14 protein-coding genes are annotated in these 16,955 nt (G+C 41.5%); 10 read left to right on the top strand and 4 right to left on the bottom strand.

Annotated features, from left to right (window positions below):
- Positions 1–38 precede the first annotated feature (38 nt).
- The 4 genes from KTO63_RS14350 (at position 39) to rfbD (ending at position 3,899) form a co-directional block, all read left to right on the top strand.
- Entirely contained in the window at positions 39–1,292 is a 1,254-nt protein-coding gene (locus KTO63_RS14350; RefSeq protein ID WP_217792013.1) for a nucleotide sugar dehydrogenase, read from the top strand.
- On the top strand, positions 1,289–2,353 hold the full coding sequence (gene rfbB, locus KTO63_RS14345; protein ID WP_217792012.1) for a dTDP-glucose 4,6-dehydratase: 1,065 nt from the start codon (positions 1,289–1,291) through the stop codon (positions 2,351–2,353). Before KTO63_RS14350 ends, rfbB begins: the two co-directional genes overlap by 4 nt.
- Positions 2,354–2,430: 77 nt before the next feature.
- Positions 2,431–2,997, top strand: a complete 567-nt coding sequence (gene rfbC / locus KTO63_RS14340; protein WP_217792011.1) for a dTDP-4-dehydrorhamnose 3,5-epimerase — start codon at positions 2,431–2,433, stop codon at positions 2,995–2,997.
- 23 nt (positions 2,998–3,020) lie between these two features.
- A complete protein-coding gene (rfbD, locus tag KTO63_RS14335) occupies positions 3,021–3,899 on the top strand; it encodes a dTDP-4-dehydrorhamnose reductase (protein ID WP_217792010.1) in 879 nt (292 codons plus the stop codon).
- Positions 3,900–4,042: 143 nt separating this feature from the next.
- Here the strand turns inward: rfbD and KTO63_RS14330 are convergent, their stop codons facing one another.
- Complete coding sequence (locus tag KTO63_RS14330; RefSeq protein ID WP_217792009.1) at positions 4,043–4,246, bottom strand: hypothetical protein; 204 nt, start codon at positions 4,244–4,246, stop codon at positions 4,043–4,045.
- 87 nt (positions 4,247–4,333) lie between these two features.
- A complete protein-coding gene (locus KTO63_RS14325; RefSeq protein ID WP_217792008.1) occupies positions 4,334–6,088 on the bottom strand; it encodes an alpha-L-fucosidase in 1,755 nt (584 codons plus the stop codon).
- A 217-nt stretch (positions 6,089–6,305) separates the two neighbouring features.
- On the opposite strand from KTO63_RS14325, the gene KTO63_RS14320 reads away from it, so the two are divergent.
- Complete coding sequence (locus KTO63_RS14320) at positions 6,306–7,337, top strand: LacI family DNA-binding transcriptional regulator (protein WP_217792007.1); 1,032 nt, start codon at positions 6,306–6,308, stop codon at positions 7,335–7,337.
- Positions 7,338–7,490: 153 nt separating this feature from the next.
- Positions 7,491–8,204 carry a basic secretory family protein gene (locus tag KTO63_RS14315; RefSeq protein ID WP_217792006.1) on the top strand — a complete coding sequence of 238 codons (714 nt, stop codon included), beginning with the start codon at positions 7,491–7,493 and terminating at the stop codon, positions 8,202–8,204.
- Between the two features lie 129 nt (positions 8,205–8,333).
- Here the strand turns inward: KTO63_RS14315 and KTO63_RS14310 are convergent, their stop codons facing one another.
- A complete protein-coding gene (locus tag KTO63_RS14310; protein ID WP_217792005.1) occupies positions 8,334–10,631 on the bottom strand; it encodes a GH92 family glycosyl hydrolase in 2,298 nt (765 codons plus the stop codon).
- A gap of 342 nt (positions 10,632–10,973) precedes the next feature.
- Positions 10,974–11,429 carry an META domain-containing protein gene (locus KTO63_RS14305; protein ID WP_217792004.1) on the bottom strand — a complete coding sequence of 152 codons (456 nt, stop codon included), beginning with the start codon at positions 11,427–11,429 and terminating at the stop codon, positions 10,974–10,976.
- Positions 11,430–11,722: 293 nt separating this feature from the next.
- On the opposite strand from KTO63_RS14305, the gene KTO63_RS14300 reads away from it, so the two are divergent.
- The 4 genes from KTO63_RS14300 (at position 11,723) to KTO63_RS14285 (ending at position 16,953) form a co-directional block, all read left to right on the top strand.
- Positions 11,723–13,036, top strand: a complete 1,314-nt coding sequence (locus KTO63_RS14300) for a Gfo/Idh/MocA family protein (protein ID WP_217792003.1) — start codon at positions 11,723–11,725, stop codon at positions 13,034–13,036.
- Positions 13,037–13,281: 245 nt separating this feature from the next.
- Positions 13,282–14,226 (top strand): FAD:protein FMN transferase, encoded by a 945-nt coding sequence (locus KTO63_RS14295; protein ID WP_232373182.1) that lies wholly within the window; start codon positions 13,282–13,284, stop codon positions 14,224–14,226.
- Positions 14,227–14,350: 124 nt separating this feature from the next.
- The gene (locus KTO63_RS14290) at positions 14,351–15,550 is read left to right on the top strand and encodes a Gfo/Idh/MocA family protein (RefSeq protein ID WP_217792002.1); all 1,200 of its coding nucleotides are present in this window, start codon (positions 14,351–14,353) and stop codon (positions 15,548–15,550) included.
- A 26-nt stretch (positions 15,551–15,576) separates the two neighbouring features.
- Positions 15,577–16,953 carry a 3-keto-disaccharide hydrolase gene (locus KTO63_RS14285; protein WP_232373181.1) on the top strand — a complete coding sequence of 459 codons (1,377 nt, stop codon included), beginning with the start codon at positions 15,577–15,579 and terminating at the stop codon, positions 16,951–16,953.
- Positions 16,954–16,955 lie beyond the last annotated feature (2 nt).

Raw genomic sequence — 16,955 nt, 5'->3', positions numbered from 1 at the left:
AATGACTTTAGTCGGGCAGGAACTTTCAATTAATGCCCATGTTTCAGCAGTTACAAGAAAAAAGGACTTCTCTTGCCGTAATCGGCCTGGGCTATGTAGGCTTGCCTGTAGCACTGGCGTTTGCTGAGCATTTTTCTGTAATTGGGTATGATATCAATGTTGATCTTGTAAAAGAACTGCAGGGTAACAAACAATATAATTCTGAGACTATAATATTTACAAATGAGGCCGCAGCGTTGAGCAAAGCCTCATTTTTTATTGTCACCGTTCCAACGCCGGTAAACAAGTACAATGTACCCGATCTTGGCCCGCTGACCATTGCTTCTACCCAAATAGGCAAGGCATTGAAGCGCGGAGATTATGTAGTGTACGAATCTACTACCTACCCGGGTTGCACGGAAGAAGACTGTCTCCCCATATTGGAAAAGTGTTCGGGCCTTACATTGGGCAAAGATTTCAAACTCGGTTATTCGCCTGAAAGAATAAATGTTGGCGACACAAAAAACACATTGCAAAATGTAGTGAAAGTGGTGTCGGGCAGCGACGAAGAAGCACTGCAGGAAATAGCGCAGGTTTATTCACTGATCATTACGGCGGGTATTTTTAAAGCACCTTCCATAAAGGTTGCGGAGGCTTCTAAAATAGTTGAGAATACCCAACGCGACATGAACATTTCATTGATGAATGAATTGTCAATGATATTCGACAAAATGGGAGTGAACACTTTCGACGTCATAGAAGCCGCATCTACAAAATGGAACTTTCTCAGATTTCAACCGGGCCTTGTTGGCGGACATTGTATAGGTGTTGATCCCTATTACCTCACCTACAAAGCCGCGTCTCTCGGTTATGAATCCAAGGTAATTGCAGCAAGCCGGTTTATCAACGATGATATGGCGAAATATGTAGCCAGAAAGATTATTACACATGTTTTGCGCACCACCAACGAACCTAAAGTATTGGTGAAAGGGGTTACTTTTAAAGAAAATGTTAGCGATATTCGCAATTCCAAAATTGTTGATACCGTAAAAGAATTGCTGGCTTTCAATATTAAAGTAGACGTAGAAGACCCGTTTGCGAAACAGGAAGATGTGCAACTACAATACGGGTTGAAACTTGTGGAAAATGAAAGCGATGATTATGATGCGATTGTCGTAACCATACCGCATGACGCATATGTTAATTTAGATGAAAATTATTTTATAACACATACGAAACCCAACGCCTTGATAGTAGATTTGAAAGGCATTTATAGGAACAAAATCAATCATAGAAAATACTGGAGTTTATGAGCAACGCAAAGAAAACAATACTGATAACTGGAGGTGCCGGATTCATCGGCTCTCACGTGGTAAGGTTATTTGTAAATAAATATCCTGATTATAACATTGTTAATCTGGATGCGCTTACTTACGCCGGTAATCTTGAAAACCTGACAGATATAGAAAACAAACCAAACTACACTTTTGAAAAAGCCGACATTACCGACGAGGCAAAAGTAGAAGCGTTGTTTGATAAATATAAATTTGATGCTGTTATACACCTGGCAGCTGAAAGCCATGTAGACAGAAGCATTCTTGATCCCCTGGCATTTGTAAGAACAAACGTTTTAGGAACCGTTACTTTATTGAATGCAGCACGCAAACTGTGGAAAGGAAATATGGAAGGCAAATTGTTTTACCATGTTTCAACAGATGAGGTGTACGGCTCTCTTGGTGAGGAAGGATTCTTTACAGAAGAAACTCCGTATGATCCCCGTTCTCCTTACTCTGCATCTAAAGCATCATCAGATCATTTTGTATTCGCTTATCATCATACCTATCATATGCCCGTTATCATGAGCAACTGCTCTAACAACTACGGGTCTCATCATTTTCCGGAAAAATTAATTCCGTTGATGATCAACAATATTAAAAACAACAAGCCTCTGCCTGTATATGGCAAAGGTGAAAACGTGCGCGACTGGCTGTTTGTAAATGATCACGCAAGAGCGATCGACACTATTTTCCACACAGGAAAAGTAGGCGAGAAATATAACGTTGGCGGTTTTAATGAGTGGAAAAACATAGACCTTATTCATGCGCTTTGCAAACTCATGGACAAGAAATTGGGCAGGGAAGAAGGAACTTCTGCAAAGCTGATCACTTACGTTACGGACAGGGCAGGACATGATTTACGTTATGCGATTGACGCCACTAAACTCAACAAAGAGCTTGGCTGGGAGCCATCTTTACAATTTGAAGAAGGATTGGAGAAAACGGTAGACTGGTATCTTCAAAATGAAAAATGGATCAATGATATTACGAGCGGAAGCTATCAGCATTATTACGAAGAACAGTACGCGAAGAGATAATTAATAAAGAATAATTAATAGGGTGGTTGAGCAGCAGAATAGCAACTCAAAACTCCTAACTCAAACTCACAGCCTTCATGCCATTTATTAAAACCGATTTCCCCGATCTGCTAGTATTTGAACCTGCCGTGTTTGGCGATGACAGGGGATATTTTTTTGAGAGTTATAATCAGAATTTGTTTGCGAAGGAAGGAATCGATATAAAATTTGTACAAGACAACCAGGCGCGTTCAGTATATGGAGTTGTGCGTGGATTGCATTTTCAAAAGGGAGCATCTGCCCAAACAAAATTGATTAGAGCTTTAGAAGGCGCTATTCTTGACGTAGTAGTTGATCTTCGTGCTGGTTCACCCACACAGGGAAAAGTTTTTTCGATAGAATTATCTGCAAAAAATAAAAGACAATTGCTGGTGCCGCAGGGCTTTGCGCACGGTTACTCCGTACTTACAGAAACCGCTGAAGTAATGTACAAATGCGATAATTTTTATGATAAAGCAAGCGAAGGCGGCGTTCTTTTCAATGATCCGGCATTGGCTATCGATTGGAACGTACCTGCAGACAAAATGATTTTATCGGATAAGGATAAGGTATATCCTGTATATGCAGATTGTGTACATGGCTTTGTTTTTGCAGCAAAAAAATAACGCGACTCTAATCTTATATTACTATGCAAACAATTCTTGTAACAGGCGCTAAAGGACAATTGGGCAGTGAATTGCAACAATTGGCTTCTTCTTACCCAAAGTTCGAGTTTATTTTTACCGACAAGGAAGAACTGTCTATAGTAGATGAAACTGCTATCAATAGTTTTTTCGATATGCATCAGTTTGCTTTCTGTATTAATTGCGCAGCATACACTGCAGTCGATAAATCAGAAACAGATGCCGATGCCGCTTATGCTGTAAATGCCAATGCTGCAGGGTTTTTGGCGGCAGCCTGTAAAAAACACAATACAAGATTTGTGCAGGTTTCAACCGACTACGTTTTTGATGGCACAAGTACTGTTCCTTACAAAGAATCAGATCCAACCAATCCGCTTGGTGTGTATGGCGCATCCAAATTAAAAGGAGAGCAGCTGGCAACAGAAAAAGACCCTTCTGTGATCATTCTTCGCACCTCGTGGGTGTACTCTTCATTTGGCGCCAACTTTGTGAAAACAATGTTGCGTTTGATGAATGAACGGGAGTCTATCAACGTGGTAAACGACCAACTTGGTTCGCCAACATTTGCCGCGGATTTGGCAAAAGCGATACTGGACATTTGCCAATGGTCAATTGATAACAAGCAATGGCCCGCAGGCATCTACAACTATTCAAATGAAGGCATCATCAGCTGGTACGATTTTGCGGTAGCTATAAAAGAGTTGAGCAACAGCAAATGCCAGGTAAACCCAATTCCATCATCTGCTTACCCTACGCCAGCCAAACGTCCCGCTTACTCAGCGTTTGACAAAGAAAAAATAAAATCAACGTTCCGTTTACATATCCCCGAGTGGAAAGATAGTTTGCATGCGTGTTTGCTGCAGATTATGAAATATATTGCGTAGAGGAATTAATAATTAATAATTAATAATTAATAATTAATAAGGCCGCATTCGTGATTGAATGCGGCCTTCTTATTAGTCCTAAGCAGAAGAGATGTTGCTCCTTTAATTCGATGCTACATCCATTAATTATTAATTATTAATTATTAATTATTAATTTGACCCTTCAGTTCTTTCTTAAAAAAAGAGTATGCCTTATTAATAAGGAAACTATACGAGCTATTTTCAAATGTTTTCAATGCGCCCGTAGTTTTATCGACAAGTGTCATCCGCATAAGTTCATCATCGTCCATGGAGAGGTCGATGTCGTACTTTAGCAGCACTTGTTTCAGCTTGGTAGTATTGCGCATGTTTTTTGGCAAAATAAATGAAAAGACCCGACAGACTTTTAAAGTCTACGGGTCTTTTTGTTTTCTCATGTGTTTGGTAAACAGAAATCAGGGAACAAGTTTAAGTTGTCTAAGATTAATTGCCTGCCATTCTTTAGGATCCGGCTGTGCAGTAACCGTATATGTGCCGGCTTTTGAAATAACGATTTTGCCGGTTGTAAATTCTTTGTAATTATTGTAGCCACCAGTATTCGTAATGGTTCCATCAATTTTTTGATCGGCTATACCAATTGAGAATTTGCTTTGCTGAGCAGGCGTTGCCGCCGTCAACATGCATGCATAGGTGCCGGGTTTGGCCACATGGATCGTCCAAGAAACAGAAGCGGCGCTGCTTGTCCAATAACCGATGTTCCTGTTGCTCCAGTCTCCCTCAACCAAAGCAGATGTTTCGCCTTGTTTGTTATGAATATCGGCAGTTTCTGCCTTTAATGTAAAAGAACCATCTGGCGCAGAGTTAATCACGTATGGATCAATTTGCAAAGCTCCTTTCACTTCAACTTTTATTACACTCGCCACGGCGTTAGGCAGTTCATTTGGTAGGGAAATAACAACGCCTTCGCTTATATTCTTTGCTTCAAGTGCATTTCCGTTAGCGAGCCATTTTATAGAAGAGATTTTGTTTTTTAAACCAGGTAAAAGGATTGCATGTGCGCCGGGATTGCTAAACACATGCAGGTACAGTGTGGCGCCGCTTGTAGTAACTTTCTTCGTGCAACGACCGGCCCATGGCAACACTTTAAACGGACTCGCGGTAGTGCCATAGATAGCTTCATGATTGATATCCATCCATGCGCCTATGTTTTTGAGCCTTGCTACAATCGGTTCTGGAAATTCACCCATTTCATCGGGACCAACATTCAATAAATAATTGCCGCCTTTAGAAGCGATGTCAATCAGGTTGCGAATAAGTTCTTCAGACGACTTCCAATTGCCATCATTCTTTTTAAAACCCCATGTACCATTCATCGTCATGCATGTTTCCCAATCACGGCCAGCAATGCCCGTTGCAGGAATATATTGTTCCGGTGTTGTAATGTCTCCCTGGAAGCCACCGCCGAGCCTGTCATTTGTAATAATTCCCGGTTGTAACGAAAGTAAAGCATTCAGTTTTTCCGCCCTTGCCTTGCTCATATCAGTAGGCACGTCCCACCAGAGTTCAACAACATCTCCATACTGGGTTAAAATTTCTTTCACTTGCGGAATAGCAACGCTGTCGAGATACTGATCCATTGTGCGACTTTCCTGAAACTTGTCCCAATGGCCGAAAGCGGCCGCTCCGCCTGCATTTGACCAGTCATTTGCCTGTGAATAATAGAAGCCCAGCTTCATATTGTATTTACGACAGGCATCTACAAGCGGCTTTAAAATGTCTTTGCCATATGGTGTGGCTTTTACCACGTTCCAGTTACTTGCTTTGGAATCAAACAAAGCAAAGCCATCATGATGTTTGGAAGTAATGACAATGTATTTCATGCCGGCATTTTTGGCCATCAATACCCATTGCTCAGCATTGTATTTGGTAGGATTAAACTGTTTTGCATACTGTGCGTACACATTCACAGGTATTTTCGCATCCTGCATAATCCATTCACCCAAGCCGTCAATGTTTTTGCCGTCATATACTCCGGCTGGCACGGCATACACGCCCCAATGAATAAACATGCCAAATCTTGCCTCACGCCACCAATCCATTTTGTTGGCTGAAACAGTTGGTTTTACTGCATTTTGTGCAAAGGAGCAAAAATTGAAAGAGCCGGAAACGATTAATGCGATCAAAGATTTCCTTGTAAGAGAAAATGTCATAATCTGTAGTAGGTTGTCGAGTTTTGTGCAAAAGGTTGTAAATAAAAGTAAATCGTTTTACCGTAAAATCAAAGAGAAACCGCGTCTTAGTAGAAGCTCTTCAGGTAAATAGTGCAACAAAATTCCCGAAAAATGTAAATGAACTTGGCTGTTGTGTATATTGTGGCGTAATGTTGCTTTTTGTCGCAACAGGAAATAAAAATTGCCATAGTCTCGCATGAAGAAAATATCTATCAAGGACATTGCCCGCATGACCGGAACATCACCCACCACCGTGTCATTTGTATTAAATGGAAAAGGGCGCACCAGTGATGCACTTACGAAAAAAATTCTGGCTACGGCAAAGAAAGAAGGATATCAACCGAATCAAATAGCGGTGAGCCTCCGCACAGGGCAATCAAAAGTAATAGGCCTTATTGTTGAAAATATGGGCGGTTCTTTTTTTGGTGCCATATCAAAAGAACTGGAGAGCGAAGCGAAAAAATACGGCTATAGAATTGTGTACTGCAGTTCTGAAAACAATATCCGTAAAGGCCGTGAAATGATGGAAATGCTGGCCCACCAACAGGTTGACGGCTATATTATTACACCCACTGCGGGATTGGAAAAAGATGTAATGAAGCTAATGACAAGCAAAAAGCCTGTGGTGTTGATGGACAGTTATTACCCTGGTCTTGATATTCCATATGTGCTGGTGGATAACTTCAATGGCATCAAACAAGGCATTGATCATTTGCTGGAAGCAGGGTATGAAAACATTGGCTTTGTAACGGTGGATCTTGACCTGATTCAAATGAAAGAACGTTTATCCGGTTATACGGAGACGTTGAAGTTTCATAACATCAAACCTGACAAGAAGCTTGTACTTACATTGCCGTATGATTCTACTAAAGAAGAAATGGTAAATGAAATTAGTTCGTTTATCAGGAAGAACAAGAACATGGATGCAATATTTTTCGCGACCAACTATCTTGGAATCGCAGGCCTGCAAAGCCTTTCCAACATGCGGTACAAAGTGCCCGAAGATTTAGCCATGATAAGTTTTGATGATCACGAAATATTCAGTCTGTTTGCTCCCGGCATAACGACCGTTCAACAGCCTACAGAAGAAATCGCCCGGGCAGCCATGAATCTCCTGCTCACGCAATTGGGCAAAAAAGAAAGTAATCTTATCACGAACAAAATACAGATACCGGCGAATCTTGTTAAGCGAAATTCGGTGAAGAAGGGTAAAACGCTCAACGCCTGATGCGTAACGCTTAGGGCCCAACGCCTAACGCCTAACGCTGTTGGCAAAAAACTCAATCGCGTTGTCATTTAGACTGCGTTTGGCGTTAAGCGCTCAGCATTAAGCCTTTTTCAGATAAAACGTTTTACCTAAATTTGGTTATAAATCAACCTCATGACCAACACATTTACCAAAAAAATGCTCACGGGAATTATTCTGGCAGCTATTGCTGTTTCCGGCGCCAATGCCCAAGATTCCTGGAGGGAATACGACACAAAGGGTTTTACCAAAGTCGACTCGATTACAAAGAATGGATATACGCTCATTTTTGTAAATAAAGATGAGCAGTTCAGTGATGAAGTGAAAAAGAAAATGATCGACGCTTACTTCAAAGTTTATCCCAAACAAGCGAAAGAGTACAACCCTAAAACAATTAAAAAAGTAACCTTCTTAATAGATCCGACCTACGATGGCGTGGCAGCGACTGCAGACGGTCTTACACGCTACAACCCGCAATGGTTCCGCAAAAATCCACAGGATATTGATGTAGTAACGCACGAAGTCATGCACATCACGCAATCTTACCCCGGCGGTCCCGGCTGGGTTACTGAAGGCATTGCCGATTATGTGCGTTACACAATGGGCGTAGCAAACAAAGAAGCGGGCTGGGCGCTGCCCGCATTTTCTGGGTCTCAACACTACGATAACTCCTATCGCATTACTGCAAGATTTTTTGTTTGGCTCACGAAAAATGTTCGCCCCACTATTGTAAAAGAATTGGATAAATCTATGCGTGACGGAACATATACCGATGATATCTGGAAAAAACTAACAGGCAAAGATGTAGATGAGCTGTGGGCGATGTATGCACAAAACCCGGTGATTTAAGACCTACAGTCTTTTTCACCACTAGGCCACTAAGGCCACTAAGCTCCACTAAGAAATTCCAGATAATCCGGGTGTCTTAGTGGAGCTTAGTGTCCTTAGTGACTTAGTGGTAAAGATTTAGGTGAAGCATTACTTCCCGTGCTTATCACTCATATAAAAACTGATCTTACCGCCGTTCATAATTTCGCTGTGCGTTATATAAAGTCTGTTCAACTGCTGCCCATTCAACAGTACTTTTTTCACATACACATTCTTATCGCTTTGATTGTTCACCTCTATGGTAAATGTTTTACCATTCTCAAGATGTAAAACAGCGCCGTCAATAGCAGGACTTCCAATAGCGTATTGGTCAGAACCTGGAGCAACAGGGTAGAAGCCAAGCGTAGTAAAAATATACCAGGCACTCATTTGTCCGCAATCATCATTTCCTCCAAGGCCATCAGGAGTCGAACGGTATTGTTTTTTCAGAATCATTCTTACACGCTCCTGTGTTTTCCATGGTTGGTCCGTCCAGTTATAGAGATATGCAACGTGGTGTGCTGGCTCGTTTCCATGCACATAATTGCCAATGATGCCATCGCGTGTAATGTCTTCTGTTTCTGCAAAATATTTGTCGGGCAGCTCCATGGTAAACAACGAGTCAAGGTGTTGCACAAAACGTTTTTTACCACCCATCATTGTAATTAAAGAAGCCGGATCGTGCGGCACAAAAAAGCTGAAGTTCCACGCATTGCCCTCGATAAAACCCTGGTCATTTGTGCTAAGCACGTCAAACTTTTCCCTGAATTTACCATCGCTGTATCGCGGTCTCATGTAGCCAATGGAAGGATCAAAAACGTTCCTGTAATTTTCTGATCGCTTCATGTACTCATCATACACTTTGGTATTGCCCAGTTTTTTCGCAGCTTGAGCAATGCACCAGTCGTCGTAAGCATATTCAAGCGTTGTAGAAACAGATGTTCCGGTTTTATCGCAGGGCACATATCCTTTATCAATGTAGTAGCCCAATCCATCAAATCTTCTGAAGCCCGATGTTGTAATGCAGGCGTTCAACGCCCTGTTGGCATCAAAAGTTGCATTATCTTTTACAATGGCATCTGCCAACACAGAAACACTATGGTAGCCGCTCATGCACCAGTTTTCATTGGCATAATGCGACCAAACCGGCAACATATGCTCCGCACTTTGATCATAGTGCGCCAGCATGGACTGCACCATATCTGCATTGCGCTTCGGCTGAATCAAATTAAAGAATGGATGCAATGCCCTGTATGTGTCCCAAAGGGAGAAAACGGTATAGTTGGTGAAACCATCTGCCTTATGCACATTTTGATCAATCCCTTTGTAGGAGCCGTCAACGTCCATGTAAGTGATAGGGTTGATGAATGCATGGTACATTGACGTATAGAAATTTTCTTTCTCCTCTTTGCTTTGCGATTGGATGGTGATCTTTTGCAACTCATTTTGCCAAGCATTCTGCACATCGGATTTCACTTTTTCAAAATCCCAACCCGGAATTTCTGCACGCATATTCATTAAAGCATTCGCAGTGCTTACCGGCGACAGTGCAAATTTTATTTTTATTTTTTCGCCTTCCGTTGTTTTGAAATTGAAGTAGGCGCGGAATTGTTTGCCAGCTATTTCAGGGAAGTTTTTGCTTTGGTCAAATTTGCCCCAGAAGCCGTGATAGGCTTGTTTTTTATCAAAGTTTTTATTGCCGTATTCTGCGATTGGCTTGGAAAAACTCATGGCAAAATAAACGGTGCGTGTACGTCCCCAGCCATTAGTTTGGCGATAGCCGGTAACAAGCGTATCATTTTCCACCCGCATGAATGTCCACACGTTTTTATCATCATAGTTGTAGATGCCCGCCATCAGATCAAGAATGATGTGTGCATTATCGCTTTTTGGAAAAGTATATTGATGAAGTCCAACGCGGGTAGTAGCAGTAAGCTCCGCTTCAATATTATAGCGGTCAAGCTTTACCTTGTAATAACCCGCTTCTGCTGTTTCGTTGTTATGGGAAAATGGAGAACGATAGCCGCTTGTTGGATTCTCTGCCGTTCCGGGATTAAGTTGCAGATCACCAACTGTAGGGATGATTAAGAAATCACCAAGATCTGAGTGGCCCGTTCCGCTGAAATGCGTATGGCTAAAGCCTACAATTGTTTTATCATCATATTGATAACCTGCGCAGTACTTATACACGTCGCCATTGTATTTGCCATTCATTTCATAGGGAATGGTGTCTGTATCCGGACTTAACTGCACCATACCAAATGGAGCCGTTGCGCCGGGATAGGTATGCCCCATGCGCTGCGTGCCGATGATTGGCTTTACATACTGCACAAGATTTTCAGTACCCTTTTGTTGGGAATAAGCAGCTGCGTTCAATGCCAGGAAAAGTAAACTCAACGATCTTCTCATGTAAGTTGGTTTCAGGTGAAATTGAAAATGATTAAAACAAATGTAAATCGTTTTACCAAATTATAGTCGATATACAACAAATTAAACAAACCGGCCCCAAAAACCGGAAAGAAGACAAAAGAAAAAAGATAGAAAAGAGGCTATTGGAGGGGAGGAAATTATAAAGAAAAATTTGCGGAGATATTAAATGCTATGAAAAAGGAAGCTTAACTTTAGGATGCTCCGTTGCCTAACACTACAACGGGGGATTGAAACTCTATTCCCTACTTTATCCGATGAAATGATTTTTAAGATAAAACAGAAACAAATAAAAATGGGTAGTGCGAACTACCCGTTTTTATTTTATGGATGTGGAGTTTCTTCTTTTTGCGCAATGAATGCCGCCACGAAAGTATCATCTTTAAAAAGAGCCAGCTTGTCTCCGTCTATTTTGTACTTATTAGCATCTGTTAACGCGGTTGAAAGATCGTTTTCCACTCTCATCGCATCCGGCGTGCAGGCCTTTTTCGTTGAAACGACAGTGAACGTAATCCCATCTTTTCCAAAAAGCATATAGTTACCAGCAAGATTATTACAGCCGAGAAAACCGGTTATATTTTTGGTGGAATCGTTCAATGTCATCGAAACAAGTCTTACACCCGGAGGCGGATTATAAGGCGAGTTTCCTGCATACGCAAGTTTCCAATTTGTTCCAGCTAAAGGAGAATTCTTGTTGCGATTCTTTTTTTGAGCACTGCTGTCGGAAAATGAAAGCAATGCAGCTGTTAAAATAAGAAACGAGTACAGTAGTCTTTTCATGTTGCGAAATATTAGGCGGTCAAGATACGGAAAGGCAGCCAATTTGAGAATTTGAAAATTTGAGGATTTGAATATTTGAAAATGCTTTAGAGGCGTCATTCCGAATTTTTTATTGCTCTTCGATATTTGGTGGGTTAGTTTGAAAAATAACAAATTGCACAGAATGAATTTTCAAATATTCAAATCCTCAAATTTTCAAATTAATTCAAACAACCTGATTAACTTTTAAATAAACAGAAAAAATTTCATGCGTATTATATACATTTAACACTTAATAAAAAAAGCTTGTCACAATGCATCGCAGAAAATTCATTAAGTTAAGTTCCGCCTCGGCCGCAGGCCTCACCATTCTTAATTTTCCTGTGTTTGGAAAAATGGCTCCCAGTAATAAAGTAGTATTGTCTGTAATGGGCGTCAATAGCCGGGGCTCATATCTCGCCGAATGTTTTTCCAAAATGCCCAATGTGGAAATCGCTTACATCTGCGATGTTGAAGATAAAGCCATTCAAAACGGATTGAATGCATTGAAAAATGCACCACGCAAACCAACTGTTGTAAAAGATATACGCAAGCTTGTTCAGCAAAAAGACTTTGATGCTTTGGTAGTGGCTGCACCCGATCACTGGCATGCACCTGCTGCAATATTGGGCGTTTCCAATGGCAAACACGTGTATGTGGAAAAACCGTGTGGGCACAATCCATATGAAGGCGAGTTGCTTACAAAAGCTGAAGCAAAATTTGGCAAACTCATTCAAATGGGTAACCAGCGCAGATCAATGCCTACATTGATACAAGCCGTGCAGGAAGTGAGAGGCGGCATCATTGGCAAACCTTATTTAGGAAAATCATGGTACACCAACAATAGAAAATCAATTGGCATCGGGAAAAAAATTCCAGTCCCTTCAACACTTGATTTTGATTTGTGGCAAGGACCTGCGCCAAGACGCGATTACCAGGACAATCTTGTTCACTATAACTGGCACTGGTTCTGGCATTGGGGCACATCAGAAACCTGTAACAACGCGACACACGAAGTTGATTGCTGCCGTTGGTTCCTTGATGCAGAATATCCTACTAAAGTTACTTCTGCCGGTGGCAGATATGCCTTTAAAGATGATTGGCAAACACCAGACACACAGATCGCCAGCTTTGAGTTTGGCAACGATAAAGCCATTACTTGGGAAGGAAGAAGTTGCAATAATTTCCCTGTAGAAGGTTCTGGCAGAGGCTTTGTTATTTACGGAGATAAAGGTTCACTGATCAACAAAGGAGGTAGCGACTATGCCATTTATGATGCCAGCAATAAACTGATCAAAGAAGTAAAAAGCACTGCTGTTGTAGAAGCAGGAAATACTTTAAGTGCAAGCGGCAATGATGATTTGTTTCACCTCGACAATTTCCTCCAAAGCATTCGCGGCGCGGCGAAATTAAATTCTCCGGTAAGTGAGGCGCATAAAAGCGTGCTGCTTTGCCATCTGGCGAATATTTCGCAAAGGACCGGGCGCACGTTGAGCTGCGATGCATCAAACGGCCACATTCTAAACGATAAAGATGCGATGGCGTTGTGGAGAAGAACGTATGAGAAAGGCTGGGAACCGGTGGTTTAATTGAAAATTGAAAGTTGAAAATTGAAAATGGTAGGGGCGAATCGCATTCGCCCTGCTACACCCGAACGGTGTTTGAATTGAAAATGTAGCGGCGAATAGCAATCGCCCTGCGCAAGCCCCAGAGGGGCAACACGTTCGTTGAAAAATGACCGCACCATAAACCAAAGACGACATGTTAATAGCGTATGAATGTTTTTTTGTTTTTAATGTGCTTGAATGTTTGGAATGTGCAATCGTTTAATGAAATGCATAAATTCCAAATCAGCGGGTTTGCTCAGGGAACAACCTATCACATTACATACTACGCGGAAGATAGTTCGATCCATCAACGGCAGGTTGATAGTATTTTAAATAGCCTTGATAGTTCTTTGTCAATTTACAAACCGTATTCAGTCATTAGCAAATTCAATGCATCTGCCAGCGGATGTAACATTGATAAACATTTGACAGCGGTAGTGCAGAAATCATTAGACACATACGAGCAAACGAACGGATTGTTTGACATTACCGTTTTGCCACTTGTGCAGGCATGGGGATTTGGAAATAAGAAAAATGCAAGCGAACCGGACAGTATGGTTATACAATCATTATTGCCATGCATAAGTTCAAAGCTGCTCGTTTTGGAAAATAATTTTCTGCGGAAGTTAAAGCCATGCGTACAGATCGATGTAAACGGCATTGCACAGGGATATAGCGTGGATGTGCTGAGCGATTTTTTCGAAGCAAACGGCATTCGAAATTACATGATTGAAGTGGGTGGTGAAATACGCGTGAAAGGAAAGAAATATCCGGAAAACACCGCCATGAAAATTGGAGTAGAAGCGCCGCAGAGTGACTTTGATAACGAACATTTTCAAAAGGTGATCAGTCTTGATAGTGGTGCAGTAACCACTTCGGGGAGTTATAGAAAATATCACGAGTCCGGCGGAAAGAAAGTATCGCATATCATTAATCCGAAAACAGGCTATTCTTCGCAAAACGAATTGATAAGTGTTACAGTGTTTGCAAAAAATGCCATTACAGCCGATGCATATGACAATGCGTTGATGTTAATGGGACTTGCGAAAGCGATGAAATTTGTGGATGATAGAAAAGATATGAGTGCTTATTTTATTTACGAAGACAATGGTGTCATTAAAGATACAACCAGTAAAAATTTTAAAGATTCTAGTTTACCACTAAGGTACTAAGGACACTAAGCCGCACAAAGGGTACCCTTAGTGAAACTCAGTGTCCTTAGTGCCCGCCCGGATGAATCCAGTCGGACGGGCCTTAGTGGTAAATCTTAGAGGCAAGCGTTTAAAAAAGTTAACAATGGATCGCAGAAATTTTATTAGAAATGGAAGTCTGGTAGCAGGTGGATTGTTGTTAAGCAATCAACTATTGCATGCGCAAAGTGGCGGTGATAAAATAGCCGTCGGCATTATTGGTTGCGGTGACAGAGGCAAGGGTATAATGTCTGTGATAAAACAACTGAACGATAATTTCAGTGTAGTCGCTATTTGTGATGTTCTCGATTTTAGAATTGAAGAGGCAAAAAAAGTTGATGTTACAAACAATCCAAAGGTCTACAAAGATTACAAAGCATTACTAGACGATAAGACTGTTCAATCAGTTGTAATAGCCACGCCGCTTTCCGAGCATTACAAAATAGCTGCTGATGCATTAAAAGCAGGCAAGCATGTTTACCTGGAAAAAACAATGACCTACTCCATTGATCAGGCCATTGACCTGGTGAAACTTTCTAAAAGCCATAGCACACAGGTATTACAGGTTGGGCACCAATACCGCTATTCCCCTTTGTATTTTTCTGTGAAAGAAATGATACAAAAAGGTTACCTCGGCAAAGTGGTACAAATTGATTGTCGCTGGGATCGTAACTGGAACTGGCGCAGACCGGTACCATCACCGGAGTTGGAAAGGAAAATCAACTGGCGCATGTACAAAGAATATTCCGGTGGCTTAGTGGCAGAGCTGCTATCACATCAAATTGATTTTATCAACTGGGCATTTGATACGCATCCAAACGAAGTGGTGGGCGTTGGCGGCATCGATTTTTACAAAGACGGCCGGGAAACAAACGACAATGTACAGGCCATTCTGCGATATGATAAAGACAACATGATTGGCAACTTTGGCGCAACCTGCGGCAATGCCCACGATGGCTATATCTTTAAAATAAAAGGCACAAAAGGAGCAGTACATTTGTTAACCAACGACGGTGTTTTTTATCCTGAAAAAGGAAACGATGTGGTACACGAAACCGTAGACGGCGTTACCGGTGCCACTAAAATTGTAGAAAGAAATGACGGGGGCGTTTCGTTGGTTAAAGAAAAACTAAAAGATGGTACATGGTATGCACTGAAAGATTTTTATAAATGCATAGTGGAGAAATCTGTTCCAGCATCTAACATTATCACCGGTGCCACAACAGCAGTATGTGTGCATCTTGCAAACAAAGCAATTGATTCACGAGCAACACAAAATTGGCAAACAACCTATAATTTCTCCTGATAATAAAAGAAAAAACAAACAACAATATGAAACTTACCCGCTCAATAATGATTCTCGCTTGCAGCGCATTTATTGTTCCGGCTTTTGCACAAACAAAAACTTCCGGATGGACAAATTTGTTTGACGGCAAAACTTTAAATGGCTGGAAACAGGCAACGGGAAAAGCAAAGTATGAAGTAGTAAATGGCAACATTGTAGGCACTACTGTTACGGGTTCTCCCAATTCATTTTTGGTGACTGAAAAAGAGTATGGTGATTTTATTCTGGAAGCAGATATAAAAATCGAAGATTCTACCTTCAATTCAGGCATTCAGCTACGTAGTCATTTTGATCCCGATGGAAACGATGGTAAAGGGCGCGTATATGGCTACCAGGCCGAAGTAGATGGTTCTTCCAGAGCATGGTCCGGCGGTATTTACGATGAAGCAAGAAGAGATTGGTTGTATCCGCTTACGCTGCATCCTGAAGCAAAAAAAGCATTCAAAGTAAATGGCTACAATCACTATCGCATTGAGTGTATTGGCAGCGATATTCGCACGTTTGTAAATGGTCAGTCTGTTGCGTACCTGGTTGACGATGCGGATAAAAAAGGCTTCATTGGTTTGCAGGTACATGCCATTGGCAAAAATGATAAAGCGGGTAAGAAAGTGTACTTCAAAAACATTCGCATTCAAACCGCCAATTTAAAACCGGTGCCATTTTCGAAAAATATTTTTGTAGTAAACAAGCAACTGAACACTTTAAGCGATTACGAGAAAAGCAACGGTTGGAAATTGTTGTTTGACGGACAAACTAGCAAGGGCTGGAAAGGTGCATACAAACCGGGCTTCCCTGAGCAAGGCTGGAAAATTGAGGAGGGCGCATTAACCGTTATTTCGTCTGAAGGAAAAGAATCTGCGAATGGTGGTGACATTGTAACAATTGATGAATACAATGCGTTTGATCTTTCATTTGAATTTAAACTTACTCCCGGTGCAAACAGCGGCGTGAAATATTTTGTAACATTAAGTGAAAACAATCAGGGCTCAGCCATCGGTCTCGAATACCAGGTGCTGGATGATGAACTACATCCCGATGCAAAATTGGGCCGCGATGGAAACAGAACATTGTCTTCTTTATATGATTTGATCACAGCAAAAAAAGATCCTCGCTTTGTTCGAAAAATAGGACAGTGGAACACGGGGCGTGTTGTTGTGTTGCCTAACAACCATGTTGAACATTACCTCAACGGTGTTAAAGTGCTGGAATATGAAAGAGGGTCAAAATCTTTCCGCGACCTGGTTGCCATCAGCAAATACAAGGTATGGCCAAACTTCGGCGAAGCACCAAAGGGGCACATCCTTTTGCAAGATCACGGCAACGAAGTGAGCTTTAGGAATATCAAGATAAAGACGTTGAAATAATT

Source organism: Pinibacter aurantiacus (assembly GCF_019130065.1).
GTDB lineage: Bacteria > Bacteroidota > Bacteroidia > Chitinophagales > Chitinophagaceae > Pinibacter > Pinibacter aurantiacus.
This window is presented reverse-complemented; position numbering and strand designations above follow the sequence as displayed.

What these genes read in the sequence shown, in the direction of transcription:
- KTO63_RS14350 (WP_217792013.1), top strand. Translation starts at nt 39, where the DNA reads ATGTTTCAGCAGTTACAAGAAAAAAGGACTTCTCTTGCCGTAATCGGC.
- rfbB (WP_217792012.1), top strand. Translation starts at nt 1,289, where the DNA reads ATGAGCAACGCAAAGAAAACAATACTGATAACTGGAGGTGCCGGATTC.
- rfbC (WP_217792011.1), top strand. Translation starts at nt 2,431, where the DNA reads ATGCCATTTATTAAAACCGATTTCCCCGATCTGCTAGTATTTGAACCT.
- rfbD (WP_217792010.1), top strand. Translation starts at nt 3,021, where the DNA reads ATGCAAACAATTCTTGTAACAGGCGCTAAAGGACAATTGGGCAGTGAA.
- KTO63_RS14330 (WP_217792009.1), bottom strand. Translation starts at nt 4,246, where the DNA reads ATGCGCAATACTACCAAGCTGAAACAAGTGCTGCTAAAGTACGACATC.
- KTO63_RS14325 (WP_217792008.1), bottom strand. Translation starts at nt 6,088, where the DNA reads ATGACATTTTCTCTTACAAGGAAATCTTTGATCGCATTAATCGTTTCC.
- KTO63_RS14320 (WP_217792007.1), top strand. Translation starts at nt 6,306, where the DNA reads ATGAAGAAAATATCTATCAAGGACATTGCCCGCATGACCGGAACATCA.
- KTO63_RS14315 (WP_217792006.1), top strand. Translation starts at nt 7,491, where the DNA reads ATGACCAACACATTTACCAAAAAAATGCTCACGGGAATTATTCTGGCA.
- KTO63_RS14310 (WP_217792005.1), bottom strand. Translation starts at nt 10,631, where the DNA reads ATGAGAAGATCGTTGAGTTTACTTTTCCTGGCATTGAACGCAGCTGCT.
- KTO63_RS14305 (WP_217792004.1), bottom strand. Translation starts at nt 11,429, where the DNA reads ATGAAAAGACTACTGTACTCGTTTCTTATTTTAACAGCTGCATTGCTT.
- KTO63_RS14300 (WP_217792003.1), top strand. Translation starts at nt 11,723, where the DNA reads ATGCATCGCAGAAAATTCATTAAGTTAAGTTCCGCCTCGGCCGCAGGC.
- KTO63_RS14295 (WP_232373182.1), top strand. Translation starts at nt 13,282, where the DNA reads ATGCATAAATTCCAAATCAGCGGGTTTGCTCAGGGAACAACCTATCAC.
- KTO63_RS14290 (WP_217792002.1), top strand. Translation starts at nt 14,351, where the DNA reads ATGGATCGCAGAAATTTTATTAGAAATGGAAGTCTGGTAGCAGGTGGA.
- KTO63_RS14285 (WP_232373181.1), top strand. Translation starts at nt 15,577, where the DNA reads ATGAAACTTACCCGCTCAATAATGATTCTCGCTTGCAGCGCATTTATT.